The 6,228-nt window shown below is 39.8% G+C and carries 7 protein-coding genes; 1 reads left to right on the plus strand and 6 read right to left on the minus strand.

Going from position 1 to position 6,228, the window contains the following annotated elements; translation table 11 throughout:
- Nucleotides 1-192 precede the first annotated feature (192 nt).
- Nucleotides 193-1,233 (plus strand): LacI family DNA-binding transcriptional regulator, encoded by a 1,041-nt coding sequence (locus tag H3Z82_RS09020; protein ID WP_182205119.1) that lies wholly within the window; start codon nucleotides 193-195, stop codon nucleotides 1,231-1,233.
- On the opposite strand, the gene H3Z82_RS09025 is transcribed toward H3Z82_RS09020, so the two are convergent.
- From H3Z82_RS09025 to H3Z82_RS09050, 6 genes are all read right to left on the minus strand, one after another.
- Complete coding sequence (locus H3Z82_RS09025) at nucleotides 1,230-1,874, minus strand: carbohydrate-binding family 9-like protein (RefSeq protein ID WP_182205121.1); 645 nt, start codon at nucleotides 1,872-1,874, stop codon at nucleotides 1,230-1,232. The genes H3Z82_RS09020 and H3Z82_RS09025 overlap by 4 nt on opposite strands.
- A 5-nt stretch (nucleotides 1,875-1,879) precedes the next feature.
- Entirely contained in the window at nucleotides 1,880-3,175 is a 1,296-nt protein-coding gene (locus tag H3Z82_RS09030) for a TRAP transporter large permease (RefSeq protein ID WP_182205123.1), read from the minus strand.
- Entirely contained in the window at nucleotides 3,175-3,639 is a 465-nt protein-coding gene (locus H3Z82_RS09035; protein ID WP_182205125.1) for a TRAP transporter small permease, read from the minus strand. The genes H3Z82_RS09030 and H3Z82_RS09035 overlap by 1 nt, the downstream gene beginning before the upstream one ends.
- A gap of 60 nt (nucleotides 3,640-3,699) precedes the next feature.
- A complete protein-coding gene (locus H3Z82_RS09040; RefSeq protein ID WP_182205127.1) occupies nucleotides 3,700-4,680 on the minus strand; it encodes a TRAP transporter substrate-binding protein in 981 nt (326 codons plus the stop codon).
- 15 nt (nucleotides 4,681-4,695) lie between these two features.
- Nucleotides 4,696-5,364, minus strand: coding sequence for a bifunctional 4-hydroxy-2-oxoglutarate aldolase/2-dehydro-3-deoxy-phosphogluconate aldolase (locus H3Z82_RS09045; protein ID WP_182202275.1), 669 nt, complete (start codon nucleotides 5,362-5,364; stop codon nucleotides 4,696-4,698).
- A gap of 33 nt (nucleotides 5,365-5,397) precedes the next feature.
- Nucleotides 5,398-6,228: sugar kinase (locus H3Z82_RS09050; RefSeq protein ID WP_182202274.1), on the minus strand; the 831-nt coding region annotated here is incomplete at its 5' end.

Consider the following 6,228-nt stretch of genomic DNA (forward strand, 5'->3'; position numbering starts at 1 on the left):
TGTGTTTTAACTTGTAAATTGTCTCAGACGAGTGAGATTGATTTTGAAAATTAATGTAATTTAGACCAAAAAAATCCGTTGATTTTATCACATATTACTGCGTAATTTTGAAATGCATCGGAATTTTCCATACATTGTGCTCGAACACAGTATTGCGAATATACACATCTCTCGTGTACTATACAAATGTGAATGATGAAAAAATACACCATTAAAGATATTGCAGAACTCGCTGGAGTTTCAAAAGGAACTATAGACAGGGTTATCCATAAACGGGGCAATGTGGCAAAAGATGTTGAAGACAAGGTCAAGCAACTCTTGTCAGATATTAATTACCAGCCCAATCTTATCGCAAGAAACTTAAAAAACAATCGCATTTATCAAATAAGCGCTTTATTGCCTGACCCACAAAAGGATGCCTATTGGCAGGTCTGCTCAGACGGGATGCAACAAGCCCTTTCCGAATTCAGCGCTTTTGACATAAGGATGAACACCTTTTTATTTGATCCCACGGACACTAAGTCGTTTATAAAACAACATAAAAAGCTATTGGATTCAACTCCAGACATGATCTTGATGGTGCCCTTGTTTTATAAGGAGGCCAAAACCGTCTTAGAGGAATATAAGTCCTTGAACATTCAAGTGTGCACTTTTAATAATCAAATTGACGCTTCTGCTGCCAGTTTTATTGGCCAAGACCTTTACCAAAGTGGACGTGTGGCCGCAAAATTAATGCACAGTATTATCGATAATGGTGATATGGCCATCATCCATATTGATGAAAAATACAAGAATGCGGTACACATGCAGGAAAAAGAAAAAGGTTTCAAGAGTTATTTTGAGGATCTCAAAGGTTTTAAAGATGATATTTTAAAGTGCAAAATAAGATATACCGAGACGGAAGATAAATTACGTGATTTTTTAAAGGATCATCCTAATTTGACCGGGATTTTTGTTACCAATTCAAAAGCTTTTCATGTGGCACGCTTATTAGAATCTGAAAACAAGAACCATATTAAACTGGTAGGATATGACCTGTTGGAGGAAAATGTCCGTTTCCTAAAAAATGGCGTGATCGATTTTCTCATCCATCAAAACCCCAGACAGCAAGCCTATTTAGGTCTAAAGTTTTTAATTGAACATTTGGTGTTTGAAAAAGACATTCCTGGCCAATACCTTTTACCAATAGATATTATCAATTCAGAAAATGTTAAGCCTTTTCTGAGAGCTTAAAAGTTTACAAGTTTTAATTTTCCAAAGGATGATGCCGTGTGGAAATTTGGCGTTTCGGTTTGAGGATCGATCCAAGTGATCCAAGTGGGCTCAAACTGACCATCTTGTTTCTGATTGTATTTGGCGCGATAGATCCCTGCTTCAATATGACCATCTTTTTGGATAAGGTTGAATCTTTTTAGAGAGTCTATTGAGATTGCCAACTCCACAGTGAAGGACTTAGAGGTAATATTCGATTTGATATTAAGGTCCTGTTTTGGCCAATCCCATTGGTAATCAAACACCTTATTTGGACGCGCCATAAAATCCTGAACTCGAGCCAGCGGATCTATCTCAAGACAATAATAAGGATTCAAATGCTTATCAGACCTTAAAAACAGCTCCACCCGATCAGAATTGTCAACACTTTTTTTTGAGTTATCCGTACTGACCATATGCAGTGAACTATCATTTACCTTAAAGGCTACAAATAAATGCGTACCATCGTATAAGGCTCTAAATTCAATGTCCTCAAAATCCTCAGAAATCCAGGGTGAAGAAAAGTCTTTTAAGACGACTGCATTTTCCCACAAGGGATGATTTGCTTTACCGTTGATTTCCATAATATTGGAATCAATTACATTAACTTTGTATGTTTTCATAAATTTTAGAGGTCAAATAGACTTGGTAGCCATAAACTTAATTCAGGAATATAGGTGATCAATAATAATGCAATAATCATGGCCAGGAAAAGAGGCAGCAGGGGCCTGAATACTTTTTCGATGGTGGTATTTGCAATTCCAACTCCCACAAACAGTACGGATCCTACTGGCGGTGTACATAGACCAATGCATAAATTTAATATCATTACAATTCCAAAATGTACGGGATCCATGCCCAACGTGATGATTATAGGCAAAAATATAGGGGTAAATATCAACACTGCGGGTGTCATATCCATAAATATCCCCACTAAAAGCAACATGATATTAATGATGAGTAATATCACGATTGGGTTATCACTCAGACCCAACAACAGATTGCTTAAATCTTGAGGTATATTCTCATAAGACATGACCCATGACATACTCATGGAGGCCCCAATGAGCAACATCACGATAGCTGTGGTGCCAGCGGATTCCAAAAGTATTTGCGGTAATTTTTTTGTTTGGATTTCTTTGTAGTAGTAACCTAAGACCAATGTGTAGAGTACTGCAATCGCAGAAGCTTCAGTTGCTGTAAATATCCCTGCCACAATACCTCCAATAACCACAACCAACAACATCAAACTTGGAAAAGCTCTTACGAAAGTTTTGACCACAGCTCTCAACGAACTTCTTTCCCCCAACTTATATTTCTTCTTTTTTGCGTATAACGATGCTACGATCATTAAAAACAGACCTGTTAAAATTCCAGGAATATAACCTGCCAAAAACAGTGCAGCGATAGACACGCCACCACTGGCCAAAGAATATACGATAAGCACATTACTTGGCGGAATAATCAATCCCAAGGTTGAGGAAGTAACATTCACCGCTGCGCCAAATTCTTTTGAATAGCCATCTTTTTCCATTTCCGGACCCAAAATGCTCCCCATTGCCGATGCCGATGCCATAGCCGATCCAGCAATGGCGCCCATTAGCATAGCCGCCACTACGTTAATAAGTGCCAGTCCGCCTGGCAGTGCGCCAACTAGGGTTTTAGCAAAATCAATTAGGCGATGCGCAATGCCACCTTTGTTCATCAATTGTCCCGAAAGCACAAAAAATGGAATGGCCAATAATGCAAAACTATCCAATCCGGTAGCAATGCGCTGGGAAACCGTAGTCAAAGCGGGAAGCATGGAAATACTGGTCATCATGGTCAATAATGAAGAGATGGCAATACTCCATGCCACCGGCACGCCAATGAGCAACAATCCGACAAAACTGACAATTAACACGTAAATAGGTAAATACTCCATTAGAATTGTTTAAGATAAATATCTGATATTTTATAATAGATAATAAGGATGCCACTAATAGGTATAATCAAATACACTAAGGCCAAAGGAATTTGCAGTGCAGGCGAATGTTGATCAAGGACATAGGTAATATATACCAATCTTAAACCGCCAACCACCAAGGCGGTAAAGCAAAATAGGATGATAATAAAATTCACAAGCATCTTGAGCAGCATTTGTTTTGCCTTACTTAAACGGTTGGGCAATAAATCTATGGCAACGTGCATTCTTTTTCCAGAAATGTAGGCCGCTCCCAAGACACCAACCCAAATCATAAGGTAGCGTGCAAGTTCATCAGTAAATGAACTTGGATCGCCCATAACGAATCTTGTAAACACCTGCCAAAGAACGTTTATAACCATAACGCCCATAATAACAACCAGGATATAACCTAAATACAGATCTATTTTTCTTCGGAATTTCATAATATTTGATTATCGTTTATAGGAATCGTACGGTTTAATATTATCAGTGTGAAGTTTGCTCTAATCGGTTTCTTGAATCCTTCGGATCAGACTGTACACTTCATGGTTATCCTTATAAGATTCATAGACCGAGGTCACTTTTTCCATGAAAGGTGCTTTATCAGGTCTTGAAATGGTAACACCGGCTTTTTCAACTGCTGTAAGTGCTTCCTCTTCGGCCTTGGCCCATAGTGTTCTTTGGTACTGGACTGATGCGTCTGCCGCTTCTTGCACCCACCCTTGCTCCTCTTCATTTAATGACTCCCATAAATGTGTGCTCATAATGAGCACATCCGGGATGGTAGTATGCTCATCCAAAGAGAAGTACTTACAAACTTCATACTCCCTTGTCAAGTAGAATGTAGGAGGGTTGTTTTCAGCTCCATCCACCACCCCCTGCTGCAAAGCGGTATATAGTTCGCCAGAAGAAATTGGCGTAGGCGCCCCTCCCATGCTCTTAATCATGTTCATGGCTGTAACACTTTCCATGACCCGGATTTTTAGTCCCTTCAGGTCATCCGGCTCCTCAACAGGTTCTTTAACGGTATAGAAACTTCTGCTCCCAGCGTCATAATAACCCAAGCCTTTTAACCAATATTTTGTGCCACCATCCAAAAGTTCCTTTCCAATAGGGCCGTCTAGAACCCTAAAGGTTTGTGCACGATTCTTGAACAAATACGGTAATCCAAACACTTTCATATTTGGTGAAAAGTTTTCCATAACGGCGGCGGACACCTTGGTCATTCCCAAACTTCCAATTTGTAGAAGTTCCAGACATTGCCGCTCTGAACCCAATTGCTGGTTTGGATAGACGTGAATATTTAAAGTCCCATTAGATTTTTTTTCCAATTCCTTACCCATGAATACCATAGCTTTGTGTACAGGGTGCGTTTCATCCAGACCGTGGGCCAACTTGATTATTTTGGTCTCTTCGATCGATTCGCAGGAAACGAGCCCAAAGAAAAGCGCAATCGTAAATAACATATATTTATAGTTCTTCATATTCAAAACTGTAATTTATTCCCTCAAGGTTTTGATCGTCTCAATGGTCCATCGGACCTGCTCTTCCAGCTTCTTAAAATCCTTTTGATTTACTATGTCTTTCGTTATTAATTGGGATCCCATGCCTACGCATGTCGCTCCCGCATCAAACCATTCCTTTAAATTCTCCTGGTCAGGGGACACACCTCCTGTAGGCATAATATTGGTCCATGGCTGTGGGCCTTTGATGTTCTTTATGAATTTTGCGCCAAAACTATCGCCAGGGAAAAGTTTAACAATTTCACAGCCCATTTCTTCCGCTTCTGCAATTTCTGTTAACGACCCACATCCTGGAGACCACAATACTTTACGTCTATTACAAACGATGGCAATATCCTTACGAAATACAGGTGTAACAATAAAATTAGCCCCTAATGCCATGTACATGGAAGCTGACGCCGCATCGGTTACCGATCCAACACCCATTACCATTCCAGGTAGTTCTTTGATGGCATACTTGTTCAGTTCCCCAAAAACTTCATGAGCAAAATCACCACGGGCCGTAAACTCCAACAACCGCGCACCACCATCATAGCATGCTTTAAGAATACTCTTGCTCAATTCTAAATCTTGACTGAAAAACAAGGGCACCAATCCTGTTTTTTTCATGATACCTGCGACTTCTATTCTTGAAAATTGTGCCATAAGCTATTATTATTCTTTTCGTATTTTTATAAATTATCGTGAAACGATCCCTGAGGGACCTCCTTTAACCAGAGCTTCTACCTCCTCTTTTGTGGCCAAGTTATAATCACCCGAAATGGTATGTTTCAAACAACAAGCTGCGACTGCGAAATTAATCGTATACTGAGGATCAAACGTATCCAGCACCAGACCATAAATAATCCCTCCCATAAAGGCATCACCACTCCCAACACGATCAACTACAGGTGTGATTTCTCTAACGGTTGCGGTATACAATTTTTCTTTATCATAAAAAATACCACCTATTTGTTGATGGGATGCACTTCGGGAGTATCGCAAGGTCGTCGCCATATATTTCAAATCAGGATACTGATCAAAAAAAAGATCATAAAACTGTGGTAAACTGTCAGCATCCTTATAGTTTGGGTTAACCTTATCTTTTCCGATCATCATGAAAGCGGTATCAAGGTCTCCCAATATGACATTGCTGTATTTTAAAAGTTCTGGCATAATGTCTTTAGGTGCTTTACCGTATTTCCAAAGTTTTGCCCTGTAGTTTAGGTCAGTGGTAATTAGGACTCCCATACCTTTGGCAACTTTCACCGCTTCCAAACACACATCAGCTGCATTTTGGGATATAGCTGGTGTAAGTCCGCTCCAATGGAATACACTTGCATCTTGAAAGACCTTTTTCCAATCAATCACACCAATTTCAACGTCAGAAATGCCCGAATGATTACGATCATAGACCACTTTACTGCCACGTAATCCCGCACCGGTTTCTAGAAAATAAATTCCCAAACGTTCACCGCCATAAATAATGTTTTCTGCAGACACATTTTGTCGACGTATTTCCATCAATGC

The organism is Gelidibacter maritimus (genome assembly GCF_014062315.1).
Taxonomy (GTDB): Bacteria; Bacteroidota; Bacteroidia; order Flavobacteriales; family Flavobacteriaceae; genus Gelidibacter; species Gelidibacter maritimus.